Genomic DNA, 21,631 nt, shown 5'->3' on the forward strand with positions numbered 1-21,631 from the left:
ATTTAATATGCAGAAAATAAAAAAATGTCTAAATGAATGGAATGCCATAATAGAAGCATTAGGACAGAAAAAACAGTCTATTATAATAAGAAAATACGGGACAACAAACGATAAATTTATTTTTTATCCTACCGTTAGCTATACAATTAAGGATGATTATCTAGATAATTTTCAAAGTAAATATAAATCTTTTGTTGAGGAAAATGCTCTCCCTAAAAAAGAGGATAGTAAAATAGAAGTAAAATATTTTGCTGAAGTAGAAAAAGTAATTGAAAAATCCCCACAAAAAATTGGATCATTGAGAAAATATCATATTTGGGCAAATGAACATGTTAAATCATATTTAGGTAAACAAAAAGCCTATGTATGGATTTTAAAGGTTTATAAATTAAAAGAACCAGTTATGGCTGGAAGGACAAAAGGAATGTTATTTGCTAATTTAGATCAAGAAGTTTCTTTAGAAGGCATTAAACCTGTTTTAAGTGATAATGAATTCTCTAAATTAATTAAAATATTAAATAAGTGATGTTAATGTATAAAATAAGTCTTAAAAGTAGAGAAGTGAATCAGTTAAAAATTGTTAATTTTAGCGAGTTACAAGTTAAAGAAAGATTTGATATTGAAGTTTGGGTTAAAGATAACCCTTCCATTTTAAAAGAGAATCTTCTCATTATTTCTGAACAAATTTTATTACCTTCTGGAAGGCAGCCAGATTTAATTGCTTTGGATAAAAATGGTAATTTAGTAATTATTGAGCTTAAGAGGGATGATTCAGGTAGGGATGTTTATTGGCAGGCTATTACATATGCAGCACAGTTTTCTGAATACGCTTTTCCAGATATAATTGATATGTATGAAACATTTCTTAAGAAATCTGGAAATGAAGATTCTAACGCAAAGGAGAAGATAGAAGAATTTGTAGAAGAGGATTTGGAAAAATTAAATCAGAAACAAAGAATGTTTATAGTATCTAAAGAGTTCCATCAGGATGTTCTTAAAGCTTCATTATGGTTATTAGATTATGGAATAGACATTAAAGTGGTAAAATTAACTCCCTATAAATATACTGATGATACAATATTTCTTGATTCAGAAGTACTTATACCAACACCTGGTGTAGAGGATTACATTGAGAAAAAGGCCGAAAAGGTAAAAAAAGTTGATAAGAGTTATAATACTCCTTGGTGGTCACTCAAAAAAGGTAATTACCCAAATGATGAACTTAAAGATAAATTATATCAGTCATTTACCCGTGAATCTAATTTAACTCCTCGTCTTATCGCATTCTTTGAAATTTTGCTTTCTGAAGATGAATTTTTCAATAGAAATGAGATTAAAGAGCAATTTTATAATGATTATGGTTTTGGAAATAATATAGGTCATGCTGGAACTTTATTGAGTAATGTATCCCAATATATAACAAAGAAAAGTAATGATCACTTAAGGCAAATCTTAGAATTTGAAATGCCTTATGGAAATGAAGGAGAAATTAAAGATAATTATAAAATTGTTCCAAAATACAGGGATTTGATAAGAGAAGTATTGGATGAAGTTGAAACCATAAATGGATAAACTTTAAAAATCAGGTGCATTAAGTGATAGAATGGCAACAATTCGAACAAATCGTAGTGAATAACCTCAAAAGAGATATTAAAAAAGAAACAAACCCAGACCAAAACAAAGCCATCTCCGCACCAATAAACCAATCCCAATTCATTGTTGCAGGCCCTGGAAGTGGAAAAACCACAGTCATGGTCTTAAAAATCCTTAAATTTATCTATGTTGATGATATTCATCCTTCAAGCATCCTTGCAACAACATTCACCCGTAAAGCTGCTGCAGAACTAAGATCAAGAATCCTAAGCTGGGGCGACCAGATAAGACAATATCTACTACAAGATTCATCCTATTCAGCAATTCATAACGATTTAAAAAGACTTGATTTTAACCAGATAATCACAGGAACCCTGGACAGCATCTCTGAAGATATTTTAAGGAATCATCGTGATCCTGGAGCTGCACCTCCAGTTGTAGTTGAAGATTTTGTGGCAAATGCTCTAATGATGCGCATTGGCCTTTTTAGTCAAGAAAGACATCATGAAGAGGATCTAAGAGAATATTTAATTAATTTAAGAGGCACTAAATTTGGTTTTAACACTTCTGAAATGAGTAAGATTCTCTTAGAAATTAAAGACAGGTTCTATCATGATCAGGTTGATTTCTATGCTTTTAGGGATCAAAATGATGATCCTGGGTGTAAATTAGCCTGTGATGCCATTGCAGACTACATCAACGAATTGAAAGATAAATTACTTTATGATTTTGCCATGCTGGAGCAGGAGTTCTTAAACAAGCTTCAAGATGGGAAACTGGACAAATTCCTTAAAGACATCAAACTAATATTAGTGGACGAATACCAGGACACTAATCTACTTCAAGAAAAGATTTATTTCCACCTTGCAAAAGCTGCAATTGAAAATAAAGGCAGTATTATTGTTGTGGGCGACGATGACCAGTCTCTCTATAGATTCAGAGGCGCTACTGTTGATTTATTCACTAATTTCAAGGAAAGAATTCAAAATGAGCTAAATATTACTCATGATCTTATTAATCTTTCTAAAAATTACCGTTCCACCGAATGTGTGGTTGATTTATGCAACGATTTCGCTTGTTTAGATGTAAAATTCCAGCCTGCAAGAGTTGAAGGTAAACCACCAATTGAACCTGCTAGATCCGGTGATTTTACCGATTTTCCAGTATTGGGAATGTTTAGAAGAGATATTCACACTTTAGCTGAAGACCTGGCAAAATTTATTCATCAGGTGATCTATGAAGATGGCTATGAATTTGAATATAAGGGGAGGGTCTATAATATTCAAGCTGATCCAAAAGAAGGCTCCCCTACAGATATTTCTCTTCTTTTAAGCTCTCCAAGGGAGAGAAACTTTGGAGGCAAACCTAGATTACCATTAAGGCTACGTGAAAAACTGATGGAAGTTAATCCTGCAATTTCTGTGTTTAACCCTCGTGGCCAGAGCTTAGAGCGGATTTACTGGGTTAGCATCCTATGTGGCTTGATTTTAGAGTGTATTGATCCTGAAGGTCTTGTTCAAGATAATATAGAAAAATTGCCACGCTCTGCAAAGTATAGGTTTGGTAAATGGCGTGAAGCAGCCAAAAAGTATGTTGAAGAAAACCCTGAACCAGCCGAACCAGTAAATCTTAAACACTTTGTTGATGCATGGAAAACAAGAACACCACTTGGCAGAAGAAAATGGAAAAGAGATGTTCCACTCATGGATTTAGTTTATAAATTAGTTACATGGATTCCAGTGCTTCAAGATGATGTTGAAGGATTGGTCTACCTTGAAGCTGTAACTAGAACCATTGCCCAAACTGGTTTTTTCAGTAATTATGGCTCTGAAATAGTTTTTGATGAAAAATATCCTGAATTAGAGGAATATTCGCTAAAAGAAGCCTACTGGAATATTTTTGTGCCCATTGCTACAGGTGCTATTGATGTTGATGAGGATCTCTTAGAAACTCTTCCTGATGATAGGGTAAGTTTCATGTCCATTCACCAGGCCAAAGGATTGGAGTTTCCACTGGTTATTGTTGATGTGGGCTCTGATTTCCGGCAGAGTTACCCTGCACAAGCATTTAAGAGATTTCCAGAAGATGGAGGAAAATCCTGCACACTTGAAGATGAATTAAGATTATACTGTCCTTTAGGCGCTCCAGATAGGGAAGGAAGAGACAGGGCTTTCGATGATTTAATCAGACAGTACTTTGTGGCCTTCAGCAGGGCGCAGGATGTACTGTTATTGATTGGTTTAAATTCAGTGATTAATGGATACAGATTGAAGGATGGAACTCCTCGATATATCCCTAATGTGGCCACACTTGGGATAGAGATGGGAATAATAAAGGATTAAGAGTATTAAAGTTGATTTAGTAAAAGGTGGAAAAATATGACGCTTTCAGTAAGATCAAAACCATATATAATCCCAGAATACAGCCTAACTGGAGATTTATTAGCTTATTTAACATGTGGATTGCAGTACAGGTATCAAAACAAGGGAACGCTACCTCCTTCCATGCCTATACAGTTATGGTTTGGTGATTTTATTCACGGCGTAATGGAGGAAGCATATCTTCGTTGGAGAGATAAGGATTGGAATGATTTTCCATGGGACTGGGAAAATCAAATCAGGATAATAGAACTTGAAATTGATAAGAGAATGAGATCAAGGGGATTGCAGCCACCTGCAAATTTGTTCTGCCCATTCCAAAAACCTAATGATATACAGGGGCTTTGTGATGATCATAAGCACCCCCATAAGCTTGTTGCGAGTGTTAGGGCAGAAGCTGCGATTAATACTTGGGGTCCGCACCTTTTCCAATTGATCGATGATGCTGAGGTTAGGCTTAAAGGTATTAGGGACATGCCGGGATACAAAAAAGGTGTAAGCCGTTCAAATTATTACGGTGTAACTGGAATAATCGACGTTTTAAGCTCTGTAAAAATAGAAGAAGCTTCCAAAAAGAATTTAATTATTAAATATCTGCATAAAGACCCGGAATACAAAGAAAGAATCGAAAAACTGGATTCTCCAGAATACGAGATTATTGTAGATTATAAAGGTATGAAAAGGCCTCCTGTTAACTCTCCTTCATGGCAGCATCACCAGTGGCAGGTTTTAACCTATTCATGGCTCCGCTCAATGCAGCCAGAGTCACGTCCAGTTTTAACTGGAATTTTATTTTATCTTAATGAATTATCTCTATTTAAAGAGGATTTGAAGCTGCTTAAAGATGAAGTTCAAGATGAAAGCACCGATATTATGCCATTGGGAAATGATTTAAATAATCTCCTTAAATGGAATACAAAATCAAAAGCACCTGATCTATCTGAGACATTCAAAATCAAAGATTTTGATGCCGCAAAAACGAAGTTTTTGCAGGTGTTTAAAAACGAAAGATCCATACGTTTTATCATGACCGAAAATGAATCCATCAACAATTCTCTTAATGAATTCGACAAAGTAGTGGCAGAAATTGAAAACAGCATCGTCTGTGAAGTTCATGGCAAGGGAATAAAATCTTCATGGATTCCAAATCCTGATAAGAGAACGTGTGATGCCTGCGACTTTAGGACGTTCTGTGGGAAATCTGAAAGTAGGAAGAATGTGCTTACAGTTCCATGAATTACTTAATTCAAATGTTTCTCAAGTTTTTTGAATACACTATTAATATTATGATTATTTTGGGGACATATGTTCAAAAAAAGGTTTTTAGTACATAATGGACAATATGTACATAGTGGACATTTGGGTAAGATGTTTGAGATATTAAAAATTAATTCTAAAACTAGCATATTAGATGTTTAAAATGAGAGAAGAAGTTTCTAACTGGTGGAAACAGGCCCTGAAAGACCTGGAAAGTGCCTCTAAGAACCTCGAAATAAAAGAATATTATGTTGCTGCTTTTCTATCTCAACAAGCGGCTGAAAAAGCACTTAAAGCACTTTATATCCATAAACTCAAAGAATCCTCTGGTCCAACACATTCATTACTCTTTTTAGGAAGAAGCGTTAAGATTCCAGATGAATTTTTAAGTGGACTCAGAAAGTTAAGCCCCGATTTCGTCATAACTCGTTACCCTGATGCTGCAAATGGAGTTCCTTATGAACTTTATGACGATGAAATAGCAAGAGAACGGTTAAAAATCGCAAAAGGCGTGGTAAAATGGGTAGAGCAGGAGTTAAAGAGCTAAATAATTTTTTGAATCAAGTTAAAAAGAATTTTAATCCTCAGTTAATCATTCTATTTGGAAGCAGGGCTAGAAATGAATATTTAAAAGAGAGTGACTATGATTTTATTATTGTAAGCCAAGAATTTGAAGGAATACATTTTCTTAAAAGAATTGAAAAGGTTCTCTTATTCTGGAATCTTGACCAGGATGTGGATATCCTGCCGTATACTCCTGAAGAATTCGAAAAGAAAAAACTTGAAATTGGAATAGTTAGTGAAGCCCTTAAACACGGAGTGTTTGTGGCCACGAAATCATAGATTTCGAAGGCCTTAAAAGAAGGCATAATTTTAGAGGATAAATTCCCAGAAAAAGCAATATTATAGAGATAAAAAAGTATTAAATAATTTACAAAAACTTCATTAGTCAAAGCGAGCCAGAAGCTTTTTAGTAGGAGTTAAGAGCATGCTTTTCAAGTCCTGATGGATCTAGCCCCGGTTGATTAATTTTCTTCAATATCAAGGAGAATATTATTTTCTTCTTTTATTATTTTTCCAAGCCTGTTTCTAAAGACGACGGTAACTATTTCGGATTTTATAGAAATCTTGATTATTCTGCTAAAATTTTTTCTATCTCTTCAATAATTTTTTCAACGGCATTTAAACCGTTTTGAACCTCTTTTTCTGTAATTTCTCTTTTAGGGGCCCCTATTTTCACATTACCATAAAAATCAATGTTCCGGATTTCCCATAGTAAATCTATTTTATCCTGGTTTCGTTTAAGCAATTCTTTTGCTCTTTCTCTTCTTAAATTATGACTTTTATAATCTTTCCCATTAATTTTGTCTGTTAAAGTCATTGTGGCAGATTCAAATGCTGCATATGCTAGTCCTGCCACACCAGCCATATCTCCCTGTTCATATAGATCCCTTGCTGATTTTAACAACTTTTTTGCCCTATCCATATCTAAATTAACCATATTTCCTCACCTTCACGTGATATTACATTTTCAAGCCATTTAATTTCCTCTTCTATATTTTCAAGGATTATTTTTTTCTTGGGTATGGTCTTTCCCCTTACAACAATTGATTTGACTTCACCTATTGTTATCTCGGCCATTCTCTCATAATAGGTTCTGGCCTCACCTTCTAACGATTTTGACTTATTTAAGAATTCTTTGGCTTTTTCAACACGATAGATAACGTAAGGCTTTCCGAAGGAACGTATTTCAGCGATGATTTTTAAAATATTTCCCTTAAATACGATACCATTTAAAAGGGCTTCCAGAACAATAAAGTCTACTGGATTTTTAATGTCATCCCATTTATACTCGTGTATTTCAAATCTATGGGGTAAGAATTCGAACCTATCTATATTTATTGATTTTTTAGTAACGATGCAGATATCTATATCGCTTTTTTGTGTTGCTAAGCCTTGAGCGACGCTTCCAAAGACTATGAATAATTCAACATCATTTTTAACTTGATGGTATAAAAGATCGATAACGTTTTTAAAATTAATATCTATATTTTGCCTTTCTTCATCCATAAATAGTTTCCACATGATTTTAACCGCATTCATCTCATAATTTATCCTATAAACTTTTTTGCGACTGCTTTTTTGTTCTAAAATTAGATTGTATTGGGTTAAAACTTTTAAAATCCGTAAAACATTTGATTTGGAAATATTAAGTTCTTTTGATAATTCACTAAGGCCAAAAGAAAGATATGGTTTTAGAATAAGAAATCTGAGTATCTTTATGGTATTTTTAGTTGCCAGATGCTCCAGATTAAATTGTTCTAATTTTAGTACCATATGTTCTAATTATAGAACCATATATAAATATTTTTGTTTAAAAAAAGATTACATTCATACTATTTGAGGACATTAATGATTTATATTCTGCCCATAACGAGCCAGAAGCTTTTTAGTAGGTGTTAAAAGCCTGCTTTTCAGGTCCTGATGGATCCAGCCCTGGTTGATTAATTCTTCTTCAATATCAAGGAGAATATCGTCATCGTCTTCTTCTATTATTTCTCCAAGCCTGTTTCTAAAGACGACTGTTACCATCCCATTTTTTATGGGTTTTAGAAGCTTGTAAGCTGCCTTGATCTCCGCTTCTTCTAATTCTATCATCTTCTCACCATATAGTAAGAATGATTTTAAATTATCGCCAGGCGCCCTGCAGTAGTAATTTCAAGTTTATTCCGGTCTATAAAGCCCATTTCCCTTAGTTCTCTTATGTGGTTATAGGTCATTCCCCTGCTTATCCCCACTTTTATTGCAAGGTTTTGTACTGATATTCCGTTTTGACTTAATTCCTCGAGTATTATTCTTTTTGTTGGTGAGATTCCGAAGTTTAGGATGGGGAGGTCTATGATTTCTTTATCTTCTTCTGTAACATAGACGATGCGTTCTACCCTGTCGTGTCTTGCATAACATCCAAAGAGAGCGCCGAGGGCTTGTGGTTTTCTTCCGCCGCTAACGTTTACAATTACCTTTCTTCCATGGGCGTGTTCAGATTCAATTACATCTGCTGTGTCTTCTGCTATCCTTACAACGTCATATAGGCTTGTGATTTTTGTTTCAAGTTCCATTACTTTTCCAACTGTTTCCTTGAGCATTCTTTCTGCTTCACTTTGTTTTTTGTTGGAATCTTCTTCCCTTAGTAGAACTATTTTTTTTGGTGCAAACTGGGTAATGCAGAACATCACTGGTTCAATTGAATAGATGGTTGAAATTAGGGTGTTATCCATAATATCATATTCCTATGTCAGGAGTTAAAAAGTAAACACTTTTTATCATTGTTTTAGTCCTATGTATTAAGCCTTATATACTTTTCTATGATTAACCATTAAATTAAATATTTAACCTTTAAAATCGGTGTTTTTATATATGATATATGTAAATATGATATTAAATACATCTTATTTATGTTTTTATTCTATTTTTTATAGTATTTATTATATTTGTAAATGTAAAACATATACATTTATATACTCCGAGTGCAAATATAATGTTGGATTAACGTGGAGGAGTTGGAAAAATAAAATTTCTTAATACAATAGAACTGAGATTTTTGCATTTTTTCAATTTAGAATCCTTATTAAAACCATAATTTGGTTTTAATAACCAAAAAATTAGAGGAGGTAAAAAATGAATAATAAATATTTAGTTATATTAGGAATACTTTTAGTTGCAGGTGTTGTGGCTATAAGTGGATGCACTGATTCTTCAACAAACACAACAAGTTCATCAAATCCATCCACAAGTGCAGAAGCACATTTTAAAATTGAAAATTTAAAGGTAAGCAATGAAGGATATGGTGGTTATGCTATAAAAGGAGAATTAACTCCTAATAAGGATATCAGCTACCTTGAAATGGTTACAGTTTGGTATGACTCCAGCGGAGCAGTGATTGAAAGAAATTCACTTGCATGGAATATGAATGACCTTAAATCCGGACAAAAAGTTAAATTTTCAACTAATGATTACTTAGGAACAGATGCAGGAAGTCCTTCTAAAGTAGAGCTTTTAGTCTTTGATGGACCATTTTCTGGCGGCGATGATTCATCTGCAATCTATAGAACCACACTACAAGTATAAATTATACTTTTATTTTATCTTTTTGAGGTTGAGGAAATTCAGAAAATTTCCGAACATTCGAAATCAAAGATTCGATGCACCAAAATCATGGATTTTGAGTGCCACAAAAATCGAAGATTTTTGAGGTGAAATTATGGTTGAAGAAGTAAAAGAGGGATATGGAATAATTGAGGACAACAAAAAACCTTCAAGAACTATGGAATTAGTTTTCGGGATTCTTGGGGGATTCTTTGGTTTGGTTGGAGGTATAGGGGCATTAATCGTTGGGAGCTTTGGAGAAGCCTTTAACTTTGCTGGTTACTCTGATATAATGATTTTGGGAACTGTGGCTATTATTGTATCAATTGCAGGAATAATCGGGGCAATTCTGGTTAAAAAGAATCCAAAGCTAGGCGGAATCTTGATGCTACTAAGCGGAATAATTGGATTCATCTGCATATTCGTATTTTATATACTGGGGGGAATTTTTCTCGTGCTTGGGGGCTTAATGGCTCTAGTGAGGAAATAAACCCGAAAAAGGACTAGTGATTAGTTTAAATGAGGAGTTTTGTCTAATGAAAGCTTCAAGGATACTTTTAATTGAAAATGAATGCATCATAGCAATGGAAATCCAGAACAGCCTGTTAAAGTCAGGATATAAACCATTCACAGCAAATTCTGGTGAAAATGGCTTAAAGATGGCCCTGGAAATAAAACCAGACCTGATTATAATTGATACGGATTTAAAGGCTTTAAATGAAGGTATAAAAACCGCTAAAAGGATAAGGGAAGTTCTGGAAGCGCCAATCATCTACCTTACAGCATATTTCAATGAAAAACTACAAGCTGAATTAACAAAACCCTCTGCTATTATATTAAAACCATTCAATACTGATGAATTAATCAACACCATTAAAACAGCTCTGTATGGATTTGAATCAGAAGAATTAAAGAATGAAATAGGGGATTTAAAATAATCGATTTATAAATTAACCAGAAATGGATAGGTGCGTGATAGAAATGGATGTAATAATAAAGGATTACCTTTCAGGCCTTGAAATGGGCGAAGTGCAGGAATTTGGGGGAATGGCAGTAATCCCCATTCTTTCAAAAAATGGGAATGGGCTTGAATATTTCACCTTAAAAGAGGCAATGGAACTTGATCTGCTAAAAATCACCGAAGTGGATGATTCTGGCCATGTACATGAACTTAAAGTGATTAACGAGGCAGAAATACCAGTATTGATCCTTGATGGGGAGGAGCTTGTGGGCGCAAAGCAAAATAGGATTGTGAACACATCCATACTTCTAAAGGAGAAATCAGAGACCATTATCTCTGTAAGCTGCGTTGAAGAAGGCAGGTGGTCCTATAAATTAGACCATTTCCAGGATTCTGATGCAATTGCATCGTACAGGGTAAGAAATGTGAAATCAGCATCAGTATCAAGGTCAGTAGAAAGAAATGGACATTATTCGTCTGACCAGAGTGCTGTATGGGATGAAGTTCACCAATTAAGCAGTAAAATGGAGGTGTGTTCACCAACAGGCGCCATGAGAGATGTATACGAAGCCAAGAATAAGGATTTAAACGACTATATCAACGCATTTGAAAGAGTTCAGGATCAAAAAGGGCTGATAGTACTCATTAAAGGTGAGATCATGGGTTTTGATATTGTTTCCCGCAAATCAGCCTATATGGATCTGCATAAAAAATTAATTAAAAGCTATGCGCTGGATGCACTCGTTCAGGCTGAAGATAAACAAATAAAAGATGTAGACACACTAAAGAGTGCAAGAAAATTCATTAAAGACATTATGAAGTGCAATGAAAGCAAGCATAGTTCTGTTGGATATGGCTGGGATTACAGGTTTGCCAGCGACTCCTATGTCGGATCAGCACTATTATTTAAAGACCAGGTTATTCATGCATCCTTCTTTAAGAGTCTTGAAGTTGAAAATGAGGATGTTGGTGGGATGGCTAGGTTTAGCAGAAGGGCGAGTTTGAGGATGTGAAATCATTTTTTATTAATTTTTAAATCAAATGGAGATTATATGTTATCTAAAATCTTGAAATATTTTTTAAAAAGCAATTCAATTCCTTCTATGTATCATAGGGGTTATGAAATTTGGTTAAATGAAAAAGGTGAAGAGATATATTTGGATACCGGTGAAAAAACAAATAATGATTATCATAGGCCATGTAAAAGATGTGGACAAGAGCCAACTCCTGATGGGTATGATGCATGTTTAGGAGAACTACCAGGGGTGGAATATGCCTGTTGTGGTCATGGTAAAGAAGGTTATATCAAATTTAGAAATGGAGTTGTAATTAGGGGTAATTTAAAAGTAGAAACAGAAGAGGATAGAAAAAAAGAAAGAGAGCGTTTGTATTCTTTAATTGGGAAAAATTAATTTTCAATCTTTTTACCTACTTCGTTAGTCTACTATGGCGAAAAATGTTAATGGCGGAAAAAAACTGGTACATATTTATATTTTCCCGATCCACTGGACAATTGAATCTATTACCTCTTTTTCTACGTGGCCTTCAATCATGTATTCTTGTGGGGTTGATTTACCCTCACCTGCAATGAATAGGTGGTTAAGTTTGGGGAAAAGTTTAAAACTAGCATTTTTCTTTTGTTTAAGAGCAGTTTTCCAGTTTTCAAAGTCTTTTTCCTCCAAAACCTGATAATCACGTCCGCCCTGGATGACCAGAATAGGCATTTTTAACGCCTTAGCCGCATCCAGTACATTATGTTCACGTAAATCCAGCCAGTAAGCTATTGGAACTCCTAATGGTAAGTCCTGGCGCGAAATTTTATCTTCAGGATCCTTTAAATGTGCTACTTTCTCCTTTAAAGATTCAAGTTCTGCCTTCTGCTCTTTGGTCATTGTGCCTTCAAGGCTGTAAAGATAGGTATACTGGTCTAAAATGGTTTCTTCAAGCGAGCGGGTTATCCCTGCCATGATAATCAATCCAGCCAATTTCTGATCTTTTTGACCAATTCGGGGAGCAAGAGTGGCGCCCAGACTGTGACCTAATAAAAAGACACGTTTGGGGTTTATGCCTTCTGTTTGACGCATTAGTTCAACTGCAAGCAGCGCATCGTCTATGACCTCTTCTTTTACAGTCATTTTCTCTATTAGGTCTGGAGTAAGCTCTTTAGCATGTTTGAAAGTGCGTTTATCATACCGCAGCACAGCAATACCCTTTGAGGCTAAACCCCAGGCCAGATCTCGAAATGTCTTGTTAGGGCCAATTGACTCATCTCTATCATTCGGTCCAGAGCCATGCACTAACACCACGCCTGGAAAACGTCCAGAACCAGCAGGTATTGTCAGTGTACCTGGTAGGGCCCATTTTCCCTCCCCAAGAGTCACTTCCACCTCATGGAAAGCGGATTCATTTACATAAGCCGGTGGATTGTAAACGGTTTGTAGGGGAGTAAAGTTCAGGCCACTGATCTGTCCCTTTTTGTTGAAAACAATCTGTATATCGACGTCAGACCGTTGGAACTGGCATTTGATAACAATAATTTTGTAGTCTTCCATTTCAGTTGTTTGTGTAGGAGTTATTTGTAGCAGAACACCTATATCTGCAATTATATTTTGCCAGGATTCCTGTAATTTAGTTTCATCAAGAGCGGTTTTCATTGGTTCATCAAATTTAGCAGCCGCTTCTTTAAAATCGCCTTGAATCAGCTGGTCTATAAATTCCTGTGCCATTATTTTTAGATTTTCAAAAGTTAATGAACTCATAAATTATTTTCCCCTACATATTTTTCATTATTCATTTGATCTGGATTATTATTAAATTATCTTAGATATAATATAGTATATGGTTTTAAAACATCCTGGTGAGCAGTGCGAATTTTCAAGGGTACTGCCAGAAATTTATAAAAAAGTCCCTGAGGGCGATATTACTTTAAAAGAGTTTTTAAAATTAATGGGAGACCAGGGTAAGTTAATAATATCCATGCTGCTTGCAGCACCATTTTTAATTCCCATATATATCCCTGGAACTGGAATAATTGCTGGATTAATCATATTCACGCTCATTATTAGTATAATATTCAACAGAGATTTAATTCCCAATCGTTTCCAGAAAAAGAAAATATCCCATAAGAATTTAATTAAAGCCTTGGATATTTCATCTCGTGTGTTTAATTATATTGAAAGATTTGTTAAGCCTCGTCTTTTGGTGATGACTACAGGTTTAATAACTCCTAAGGTGAATAAATTCTTTTTATTGTTAAGTACGTTATTATTCATGTTTCCTTTACCTGTTCCACTAACAAATACTTTACCTGCTTTTGGGGTTTTTCTCCTGGCTGCCGGAACTTTAGAATGTGATGGTTATTTGATTTTAGCAGGTTATGGTGCGGTTATAATAACTATTATCTATTTTGGTTCGGTTATTTTACTTGGATGGGCTGGAATATCTGCAGGATTATCTTATTTTGGTTAAAATCTATAATATTTTGCATATCCAAAATATTACATAATATAAAGATCATAATAATACATGGAATATTAATGAGTTGTTATAATATGTCTGATTTGGGGTGGGAGGAGCTTGAAGAAGAATTTAACCTGCTCTTTGAAAACATTTATTCATGCATAGCAACTTTTAAACACCAATTAGATGGATATTTATGGAAATTGATTTTAACCTGGAAAATATTGGAAAATGCCTCTGCAGCAAGTGCAAAGTGCAGGGAAAAAGCCAGTGTGTAAAAGATAATATGATAATGCTCCAGGAAAAAGCGCTAGGTTCTGGTATGGTTGAGCCTGAAGATTTCCCTGCCTTGTATTGTGCGTCTGGTAAAGAAAAGTGCAATGACCTGGATGTAAATGAAAAGTGCAGATGTACAGATTGTTCTATTTATTTAGAAAATGATCTGGAATCTGGAAGTCCTGAAAGCTATTTCTGTCTTAATGGAGCTTCAATCCACTGTTCATTTGGTCAAAGAAATGAGGAAGATATAATACGCGTTAATGATATGCTCAGACATTACTACCTGCGTAGAGATTAGGGGGATGTGATTTTATGAATTATGATCGTTTAAAAACTGTCTTGATTATAGCAGGTGTAATATTGATTTTAGCAGCTATAGCTTATGCTGTTTATGGATTCAGCCTTTTTTGGGCAACTTTTGCAGCAGGAATCACCATAGGCCTGTTAATAATCATTATCATTGTACTTCTTGCACTGGCCATTTATTTATGGATCAGGACATTAATGCTTAAAAGAGATTTAAATAAAACTTTGAGCCAATTAGAACAAACTAAAATAGAATTGGCGAGATGTAAAGCTGAATTAAATCAAAAGAAGCTTGAATAAATTCATTTTTTTATGGTCTACATGCCGAAAATAACCATAGAACCTTCTTATACTCTATTTCCACACTGATCATAAATCATAATAATATGTGCAGATAAACTGGTATTAAAAGTTAAATCTTTATTGGAATGCAAAGATTTATCCTGTGGAGGCTATATTAATGGCAAAAAGAGAATGTTCAAACTGTGGAGCTCAAATAGAAGAAAATGTTAAATTCTGCACTGAATGTGGCAGTAAAATGGAACAAGAGGAATTAAAATGTCCAAGTTGTTCAGCGCAATTACCTAAAGACACAAAATTCTGCACTGAGTGTGGTACTAAAATTGAAACAGCCCCAAAGGAGGTTATCTGTCCAAAATGCCGTAAAAAACTTTCAGCTAACCTTAAATTCTGCACAGAATGCGGAACCAGGCTCGGATTACAGGCTCCGGAGAAAAAGTCCCATGATGATGAGGTGGATAAGCTCATTAAAGAAGCTAAAGATACTGGTAAAGGGCTCTTGAAAGAGGCGGATGGTTTATTGAAGAAGTTTACTCGATAAAGTCATAAAAACAAGGTAAAGTAGATAGTTTGTTAAATAAGTTTAAATGAACTCTATTTTTTTAAAATTTTATGTAAATCAAGCCTTAATCTTTTATTATGGGCTTTATAGTATTAAACACTGATAAGATGCAGAAATTTTGAAGATAGCAGCGTCTCGAGGGCTTAAAAAAAGTTTCATATAATTGAATATAAATTTTTAGGAATTAAAGATAATGGACCAAGTATAGTTTTTTATCCGGTAAGTTACATATTTTAGTCTTTTTGAAATAGCATTAGAAATCCGGTGATTAAAAGCCATAGGCCTACTAAAGTGCCTAGAACTGCTGGATCGGATATAAATGTGGCTATTAACAGGTAAATTAGGCCCAAAATCAAGGAAACTATGCCTGATCTGTTATCTCCGCCAAATTTGCCTGTTAAGGTTGCAATTCCCATCACTATCAAAAATAAGCCTGCGATAAATACAAATAAAGCAGCTACAAAACTGAATAATCCTGGGCTGACTATGAAGCCTATACCAAGAATTAGGGCTATTATTCCTATGATTATTGCTAAAATCCTGACTGTGGTTTCATCTGTTAAAAAACCTGCAATCATTAGACCTATACCTAATAATGATACTATAATTCCAGTTATCAGGCTAAAGGGGATTACTCCAAGGACGGGGAAAGCCAGAACTATTAAGCCAAGAATTATAAGGATCAATCCGCTCTCTTTAATTTGCATAGAATTCATCTCCTTCAAGCTAAGCCTTTAAAATATTTTTTTGGTATCATTCAATATTAATGATTTTGAAGATGGATTTAGGATAAGAACCTTGAATTATTTTGCCATTAGGACACCATACCTCAGGAATAATAATATTGCTGATATCCGGGCAAAGATAATTACAGGCATGGGAAGAGTAATAAAATGATTGCAAGGATAATGACTCATCTTATCATCGTTCATCGCTTATTTTCGAACTTCTGCCATTATTTCACATCAATTAAAATCGATTTAAATCCAATAAGGAATAAAATCTACTCTTTTTTTATTATTTATATGGTTGGCCTAATATAAAAAATTATTGGCCTAAAAATAGATTAAAAATATAAATGAGTTTATTCAAATATAATATTAAAAAAAAGGGATTAATTATGAGATTGAAAGGAGGAATTAAGAATGACACCCCTTGAAGTTTTTGCAATTCTGGTTTTAGCAGGAGCTGTGATAGTTCTTCTGTATTATTATATTCGTGAAATGGGTAGAACGGGAAGCGCAGGTTTTGATACGGTAAAGTCAAGTATTACTGAAGCAAGTAGAGGGGTTTCTGATGTGGGGGTCCGTGTTTCTGAAGGGATCTCTCAACAATACAGTGGATTTAATACTGAAGGAGAAGGAGGAATGTCAGGAGTAAGTGAAAGAGTATCTGGATATGGTGAAAAATTAAAGGGAAGAGTTAAAGATGTTCCTATAAGTACTGATGTTTTATCCGGACGAATTGACGAATTTTTAAACGAACAGAGCGATCAGCTCATAAAGGACTGGTCATTAGCCACAAAGTCGGATTTAGGCAAGCTTGAGAAAAGATACAGCAAGGTTTCACGAGATGTGGATGACCTCACCAAACGGTTCGATGAGTTTAGAAACCACACTAATAAGAAATTTGAACACATTGAAAAGAGATTAACAGCCATAGAGGGTAAAGAAGAAACATCTAAGTAGACATCGTTTAGATGGTGATAAAATGAGGGTAGATGAACAAATAAAGGGAAAAGAAGTTATAGACAGTTCTGCAATGGTGGTTGGTAAAGTAAAAGATGTTGAAATAAATTGGGATAATAACAAAATTGAGGCAATTGTTTTGGGCTCTGGCGGAATTTCTGAAATGTTAGGTTTATCCAGAGATGAAGCTGTAATTCCTTATAATGCTGTTGAACAGATTGGGGATAAAATACTCCTTAAAAAAATAGACTAGAAAAAATTTATTTTTAGAAAAATACTTAGCTAACATTTAGTTAGAATTACTCCAGACATTTCCTCTTTTTATAGTTTCTATGTGAATTCTAATTAGAATTTTTACACATACCTTAAAAATAAGTTACTATCTTCACAAAAATGTGAAAGAATTTTTTCTACATATAATCTCAAAAAATCCAATTAATTATAAATGATTTATTTAATAATTGAGCTTAATTAAATCATTTAAATTAAATATATATTTATTTAATGTTTTTTTAGTGAATAAATAAATTTATTAGATTTTTATTTAGCTTAAAAATGATTAAAATAAATGTGAATTATCAATAAAGATTTATAAGCATTATAAATAATTTGTAAACTTATAATTTGATTTTTATTTATTTTTATTTATTTTTATTGTTACTATTGTCACAAGGGATAGATAATATTAAATATCTTAATTAACATAATATGTATGACAGCTATAACTGTCATTAAATGTAATAATGGGGGTTTAAAGATTACAAGAATAATTATAATTGCCTCAGGAAAAGGAGGGGTGGGTAAAACCACCATAACTGCTAATTTAGGAGTTGCCTTAGCCAGCTATGGTTTAGATGTAACTTTATTGGATTCAGATGTGACCATGGCCAATTTAGAACTTATTTTAGGTATGGAAGGCAGATCAGTTACTTTAAATGACGTTCTTTCTGGTGATGCAGATATTAGTGAGGCAATTTATGAGGGTCCTAGGGGGGTGAAGGTCATACCTGCCGGACTTTCTCTGGAAACCCTAAAAAAAGTTGAAATCGGCCGTTTAGAAAATACATTAGAATTTTTGGCGCAACAAACTGATGTAATCCTTATTGATGCACCTGCAGGGTTAGGAAAAGATGCATTAGCGGCTATTTCTTCAGCACAGGAAATGATTCTTGTAACAACTCCTGAAATCCCCGCCCTTAGCGATGCTCTTAAGACCAAATTGGTAGCCAGTAAATTAGGGGTGAATGTTCTGGGAGTGGTTGTAAATCGTGATAAGAACGATAGGACCTTCTTAACCACTAAAGAGATAGAGATTATTTTAAGGATCCCGGTTCTTGCCAAAATACCTGATGATCCAGAAGTTAGCCGTGCAGCTGCTTTTGCAGAACCCTTTGTTTTAAAAAATCCTAATTCTATAGCTTATACTCCAATAATGCAATTAGGTGCAAATATTATGGGTATAGATTACACTCCATTTGTTCCAGATTATAAAGGAATAGTTTCCAAACTTATCGATGGGATGCTGGGAAAAAAAGAAAAAATCTAATAATTTTTTTAAGATACACTTCTACTAATTCTACAAATTATGGGAAATAAGGTTTTTTTTCTGAGAAATAATAGTTGAATGTTTAAATTAAAATCCAATAAAGAATTATTTATATGAAATTATTCCCTGAAAATTTATTATACAATAGCTACAAAAATTCTAAAAAGGGGAGTTTAAATTGAATAGAAGACACATCTACTTATTAATAATTTTCATAATTGGAATGGTCTTTATATTTGTTTTGTCACAGGGAAGTGCACAGATTTCAACCAAACATTATAAAAATGGTGAAATTTCTTTTGACTATCCTGAAAATTGGCAGGAGTTAAAAGCACAAAATAGCCAGATAGCTGTTTTTAAAGACCCTGAAACAGGTTCAAATATAACCATAAACCGTCAGATGATACCTGAGGGGCATAATGTAGATAAATCAATACCAGAATCAGTTTACAAGCCCAATGAAAATTATGTGATAACTCCGCCAGAAGGTGTTCAAAATGATTTTAAACCAGTTTCAAGTGAATCTGGAAGTATATCGGGCGTTAATTTCGCTGTAAATACTTATAAAACTAAAATTAATGGTTCATCTTTGACTGTAAAGGAATTATGGCTTCAAAAAAATAACGCACTTTACAGTGTAATCTATAAAACAAAGCAAGAAAAGGATAAGAACATATTATTTGGTAATCCGGATGGTTTTGATGTGATTAAAAATAGTTTAAAGGTGGACAATGCATCGCTCAAAAAAAGTTATGTTTTTGCATCAATTTCCATACCAAAGTTAGGCGTTAAATGGGATGTACGTTCGGATACTTTAAATGCATATAATGCAGTTTTACACTACGGGGAAAGTTTTTATCCAGGTCAAAATGGTTCATGCGGAATTATAGGGCATCATACGTTTTATTCTGCTCCTTTTAACCATATAGAAACCCTTAAGAAGGGAGATAAAGTATATATTGATGATTATTTAACCCAGAAAAGATATGTATACAGCGTGCTTAATGCCAGTGATATTCGCTATGATTACAAAACTAATAAAATAACCTTTAATCAGGGTAGTAGAGAGCTTATTATAGGTACATGCTGGCCTCCAGGAAGATCTACAGCAGAGATATATGCACACTGCCAGTTAGATTCGGTAGAACCCTTATGAACATGTATTTAACATTTTATACTACTATTTTTACTTATTTTTCCAAAAACCATTTTTAATGAAATTTTTTGGACTCATAATTTCATGGATATGATCTTAGCATCCTTCTGCTTCTTCAGTTAACACGTCCTCAACTTCTTGCAGTATTTCAGCCCTTAGACTGTCTAGAACCTGGTCTACTCTGTCTTCTGCATCTTTAAAGTTATTTACGTCCTTAATTCTAATATCTATGGTTTTATGTAATTTTATTTCCATCTATATCGCTCCTTAAGTTCGTTTTAAATCAAGTATTAAATTATAAGATACACGTAATACTATTTTATACTTACCCAAATATAAATTATACATGATGAAATTAAGAAACCCTGATTTCGAAAAAAAGGTAGAAGAAACTTTAGAGAAATATCCCCATGTAGAAGTACACATACAACAAATTCAACACGAAGAACCTGATCCAGAATACCTGATAAACGTATATGCCAAGGAAACTCCAGAAACTGAAAAATATGGATATTTAGGTCGCTCAGACGCTTATACAGTCGTTAATAAAAAATCAATGCTTAGGTGGAGAAAATACTTCTTATCAAGGAAAAATGTTGATATTTACCAAGTATAGTGACTGATATTTTAAATTCATTGAAGGAATAAAATTTCAATATGGTTTTATTGAGAAGTCCATAAAATGAAATTCATCAGGAGAACTGGTTTGATATAATTGCATGGTTCCGGAAATTATTGATGGTAAATTCAGGTCATTAATTGCAGTAAGTAGAAATATAACAAGGAGAAAGAAAGTAGAACAGTTAAAACAAAAGATATGGGAATTGGCGCGTTTTAATTACAAGTTTTGCTTATATTACAAGCCATGAACTTCAGGAATCGCTAAGTACAATGAGCAGTTATGCAGAGCTTTTAAAGAGGCGTTATATAGGAAGTTTGACCAGGAAGCTGATGATTTCATTGATTTTATGTTAGATAGTGCCAAAAGAATGAAAGACATGATTCAAGGACTGCCTGATTATTCTCTTGGAACACATGGAGGAAAATTCAGGAAATTTAGCAGTGAAGAAGCACGTAATAATGCTTTAAGTAACCTTCAATCTTCAATTGAAGAGTGTCAGGCCGAAGTAACTCAAGATAATCTTCCAGAAATATTTGCAGATGCTTTTATTTTTTTATTTTACAGTTCAAACTTGGAATAGTTTAGATTTTTGTTGCTAATTCAACTGAATTTAAGATTATAGGGATTTTGAAGAGAATAAATCGTGATTGCAATTGTAATATTTTCAAAATTTATTTAATAGACTTCTATTGCTTCTTTTTCTATATTGTAGTTTGCCAGCCAGCATACAACTCCTAGACGGTAATTGATGGGTATAACAATGTGTTCCTGTACGCTGATTTTACCATGTCTGATATCATCGTTAAAATATTGTATTAATGTCATTGATGTTTGGTATACTCCATCTTTAATGGTTAAATCTTTTATTTCAATTTCTTTCCCATTTTTCACCTTTATACCTCCCATTAAATGGTTTTTTTATACAGAGTTTAATTTCTCCATATGATCATTGTTTTTTAAATTGTTTTTATTATATATGGGCTGATTTAAATTCATTCATAAATTTATTGAGTATTAGCATATATTTTCATTTTTAAGGCTATTTTTATCCTTATTTTTAGATTATTGCCTTTATTAGTGTTTGATATGGTGCTTGATTTTCATAAGTGGATAGATGTATTACATGCATATATATTATGATAAGTAATATAAATATTATTACTATTAATATTTTGAAATCTCAATAAATTATTTCTACATGCAAAATTAGTCACAAAAAGATAATAACAGGATTTAAATTTAAAAAATATCAAAAAACAGAGAATCACATAAATCATGAAATAAGATTGAATGATAAAATAAAAAATTAATGCAATCATAAAATACTTTTAAAGCTATTTTTAAGTATTCAAAAGCCATAATTACCTGTTTTAATCAC

At 33.5% G+C, this 21,631-nt stretch carries 29 protein-coding genes; 21 read left to right on the forward strand and 8 right to left on the reverse strand.

Features of this window, described 5'->3' with window-relative positions:
• Positions 1-7: 7 nt before the first annotated feature.
• The 6 genes from QMD61_00620 (at position 8) to QMD61_00645 (ending at position 6,071) form a co-directional block, all read left to right on the forward strand.
• The gene (locus QMD61_00620; GenBank protein MDI6723127.1) at positions 8-526 is read left to right on the forward strand and encodes a DUF1802 family protein; all 519 of its coding nucleotides are present in this window, start codon (positions 8-10) and stop codon (positions 524-526) included.
• Between the two features lie 5 nt (positions 527-531).
• Positions 532-1,572 carry a hypothetical protein gene (locus tag QMD61_00625; protein ID MDI6723128.1) on the forward strand — a complete coding sequence of 347 codons (1,041 nt, stop codon included), beginning with the start codon at positions 532-534 and terminating at the stop codon, positions 1,570-1,572.
• A gap of 23 nt (positions 1,573-1,595) precedes the next feature.
• The gene (locus QMD61_00630; protein ID MDI6723129.1) at positions 1,596-3,935 is read left to right on the forward strand and encodes an ATP-dependent helicase; all 2,340 of its coding nucleotides are present in this window, start codon (positions 1,596-1,598) and stop codon (positions 3,933-3,935) included.
• 36 nt (positions 3,936-3,971) lie between these two features.
• A complete protein-coding gene (locus QMD61_00635; protein MDI6723130.1) occupies positions 3,972-5,207 on the forward strand; it encodes a PD-(D/E)XK nuclease family protein in 1,236 nt (411 codons plus the stop codon).
• Between the two features lie 184 nt (positions 5,208-5,391).
• Entirely contained in the window at positions 5,392-5,775 is a 384-nt protein-coding gene (locus QMD61_00640; protein MDI6723131.1) for a HEPN domain-containing protein, read from the forward strand.
• Entirely contained in the window at positions 5,748-6,071 is a 324-nt protein-coding gene (locus tag QMD61_00645; GenBank protein MDI6723132.1) for a nucleotidyltransferase domain-containing protein, read from the forward strand. The genes QMD61_00640 and QMD61_00645 overlap by 28 nt, the downstream gene beginning before the upstream one ends.
• A gap of 289 nt (positions 6,072-6,360) precedes the next feature.
• Here QMD61_00645 and QMD61_00650 read toward each other — a convergent pair whose 3' ends face one another.
• The 4 genes from QMD61_00650 to csa3 form a co-directional block, all read right to left on the reverse strand.
• Entirely contained in the window at positions 6,361-6,729 is a 369-nt protein-coding gene (locus QMD61_00650) for a HEPN domain-containing protein (protein MDI6723133.1), read from the reverse strand.
• Positions 6,717-7,565, reverse strand: coding sequence for a nucleotidyltransferase domain-containing protein (locus QMD61_00655; GenBank protein ID MDI6723134.1), 849 nt, complete (start codon positions 7,563-7,565; stop codon positions 6,717-6,719). The genes QMD61_00650 and QMD61_00655 overlap by 13 nt, the downstream gene beginning before the upstream one ends.
• A gap of 72 nt (positions 7,566-7,637) precedes the next feature.
• Entirely contained in the window at positions 7,638-7,886 is a 249-nt protein-coding gene (locus QMD61_00660; GenBank protein ID MDI6723135.1) for a hypothetical protein, read from the reverse strand.
• Between the two features lie 26 nt (positions 7,887-7,912).
• Positions 7,913-8,506 (reverse strand): CRISPR-associated CARF protein Csa3, encoded by a 594-nt coding sequence (gene csa3 / locus QMD61_00665; protein MDI6723136.1) that lies wholly within the window; start codon positions 8,504-8,506, stop codon positions 7,913-7,915.
• A 400-nt stretch (positions 8,507-8,906) separates the two neighbouring features.
• On the opposite strand from csa3, the gene QMD61_00670 reads away from it, so the two are divergent.
• The 5 genes from QMD61_00670 to QMD61_00690 all read left to right on the forward strand — a co-directional run bounded on the left by QMD61_00670 (position 8,907) and on the right by QMD61_00690 (position 11,747).
• The gene (locus tag QMD61_00670) at positions 8,907-9,356 is read left to right on the forward strand and encodes an FxLYD domain-containing protein (protein ID MDI6723137.1); all 450 of its coding nucleotides are present in this window, start codon (positions 8,907-8,909) and stop codon (positions 9,354-9,356) included.
• 133 nt (positions 9,357-9,489) lie between these two features.
• The gene (locus QMD61_00675; protein ID MDI6723138.1) at positions 9,490-9,864 is read left to right on the forward strand and encodes a DUF4064 domain-containing protein; all 375 of its coding nucleotides are present in this window, start codon (positions 9,490-9,492) and stop codon (positions 9,862-9,864) included.
• A 46-nt stretch (positions 9,865-9,910) separates the two neighbouring features.
• On the forward strand, positions 9,911-10,312 hold the full coding sequence (locus QMD61_00680) for a response regulator (protein ID MDI6723139.1): 402 nt from the start codon (positions 9,911-9,913) through the stop codon (positions 10,310-10,312).
• Positions 10,313-10,355: 43 nt separating this feature from the next.
• On the forward strand, positions 10,356-11,348 hold the full coding sequence (locus tag QMD61_00685; protein ID MDI6723140.1) for a hypothetical protein: 993 nt from the start codon (positions 10,356-10,358) through the stop codon (positions 11,346-11,348).
• Between the two features lie 39 nt (positions 11,349-11,387).
• Positions 11,388-11,747 (forward strand): hypothetical protein, encoded by a 360-nt coding sequence (locus QMD61_00690; GenBank protein MDI6723141.1) that lies wholly within the window; start codon positions 11,388-11,390, stop codon positions 11,745-11,747.
• A 75-nt stretch (positions 11,748-11,822) separates the two neighbouring features.
• On the opposite strand, the gene QMD61_00695 is transcribed toward QMD61_00690, so the two are convergent.
• Positions 11,823-13,094, reverse strand: coding sequence for an alpha/beta fold hydrolase (locus QMD61_00695; GenBank protein ID MDI6723142.1), 1,272 nt, complete (start codon positions 13,092-13,094; stop codon positions 11,823-11,825).
• Positions 13,095-13,173: 79 nt separating this feature from the next.
• On the opposite strand from QMD61_00695, the gene QMD61_00700 reads away from it, so the two are divergent.
• From QMD61_00700 to QMD61_00715, 4 genes are all read left to right on the forward strand, one after another.
• A complete protein-coding gene (locus QMD61_00700) occupies positions 13,174-13,803 on the forward strand; it encodes an exopolysaccharide biosynthesis protein (protein ID MDI6723143.1) in 630 nt (209 codons plus the stop codon).
• A gap of 187 nt (positions 13,804-13,990) precedes the next feature.
• Positions 13,991-14,371 (forward strand): DUF2769 domain-containing protein, encoded by a 381-nt coding sequence (locus QMD61_00705; protein MDI6723144.1) that lies wholly within the window; start codon positions 13,991-13,993, stop codon positions 14,369-14,371.
• Positions 14,372-14,385: 14 nt separating this feature from the next.
• Positions 14,386-14,679, forward strand: a complete 294-nt coding sequence (locus QMD61_00710) for a hypothetical protein (GenBank protein ID MDI6723145.1) — start codon at positions 14,386-14,388, stop codon at positions 14,677-14,679.
• A gap of 160 nt (positions 14,680-14,839) precedes the next feature.
• Entirely contained in the window at positions 14,840-15,220 is a 381-nt protein-coding gene (locus QMD61_00715) for a zinc ribbon domain-containing protein (protein ID MDI6723146.1), read from the forward strand.
• A gap of 254 nt (positions 15,221-15,474) precedes the next feature.
• On the opposite strand, the gene QMD61_00720 is transcribed toward QMD61_00715, so the two are convergent.
• Positions 15,475-15,948 carry a DUF308 domain-containing protein gene (locus QMD61_00720; GenBank protein ID MDI6723147.1) on the reverse strand — a complete coding sequence of 158 codons (474 nt, stop codon included), beginning with the start codon at positions 15,946-15,948 and terminating at the stop codon, positions 15,475-15,477.
• A 438-nt stretch (positions 15,949-16,386) separates the two neighbouring features.
• On the opposite strand from QMD61_00720, the gene QMD61_00725 reads away from it, so the two are divergent.
• The 4 genes from QMD61_00725 to QMD61_00740 all read left to right on the forward strand — a co-directional run bounded on the left by QMD61_00725 (position 16,387) and on the right by QMD61_00740 (position 19,631).
• Positions 16,387-16,929, forward strand: a complete 543-nt coding sequence (locus QMD61_00725) for a hypothetical protein (GenBank protein MDI6723148.1) — start codon at positions 16,387-16,389, stop codon at positions 16,927-16,929.
• A gap of 22 nt (positions 16,930-16,951) precedes the next feature.
• Positions 16,952-17,182: a PRC-barrel domain-containing protein gene (locus tag QMD61_00730; GenBank protein MDI6723149.1), complete on the forward strand. Its 231-nt coding sequence runs from the start codon at positions 16,952-16,954 to the stop codon at positions 17,180-17,182.
• 459 nt (positions 17,183-17,641) lie between these two features.
• Positions 17,642-18,475 (forward strand): cell division ATPase MinD, encoded by an 834-nt coding sequence (gene minD / locus QMD61_00735; protein ID MDI6723150.1) that lies wholly within the window; start codon positions 17,642-17,644, stop codon positions 18,473-18,475.
• 178 nt (positions 18,476-18,653) lie between these two features.
• Positions 18,654-19,631, forward strand: a complete 978-nt coding sequence (locus QMD61_00740) for a class E sortase (GenBank protein ID MDI6723151.1) — start codon at positions 18,654-18,656, stop codon at positions 19,629-19,631.
• A 96-nt stretch (positions 19,632-19,727) separates the two neighbouring features.
• On the opposite strand, the gene QMD61_00745 is transcribed toward QMD61_00740, so the two are convergent.
• A complete protein-coding gene (locus tag QMD61_00745; protein MDI6723152.1) occupies positions 19,728-19,886 on the reverse strand; it encodes a hypothetical protein in 159 nt (52 codons plus the stop codon).
• A gap of 94 nt (positions 19,887-19,980) precedes the next feature.
• Between QMD61_00745 and QMD61_00750 the strand changes: the two genes are divergently transcribed.
• Together QMD61_00750 and QMD61_00755 are read left to right on the forward strand one after the other, a co-directional pair.
• Complete coding sequence (locus QMD61_00750; GenBank protein MDI6723153.1) at positions 19,981-20,247, forward strand: hypothetical protein; 267 nt, start codon at positions 19,981-19,983, stop codon at positions 20,245-20,247.
• 373 nt (positions 20,248-20,620) lie between these two features.
• The gene (locus tag QMD61_00755; GenBank protein MDI6723154.1) at positions 20,621-20,833 is read left to right on the forward strand and encodes a hypothetical protein; all 213 of its coding nucleotides are present in this window, start codon (positions 20,621-20,623) and stop codon (positions 20,831-20,833) included.
• 95 nt (positions 20,834-20,928) lie between these two features.
• Here the strand turns inward: QMD61_00755 and QMD61_00760 are convergent, their stop codons facing one another.
• A complete protein-coding gene (locus tag QMD61_00760; GenBank protein MDI6723155.1) occupies positions 20,929-21,144 on the reverse strand; it encodes a hypothetical protein in 216 nt (71 codons plus the stop codon).
• Positions 21,145-21,631 lie beyond the last annotated feature (487 nt).

This window comes from Methanobacterium sp. (assembly GCA_030017655.1).
GTDB lineage: Archaea > Methanobacteriota > Methanobacteria > Methanobacteriales > Methanobacteriaceae > Methanobacterium_D.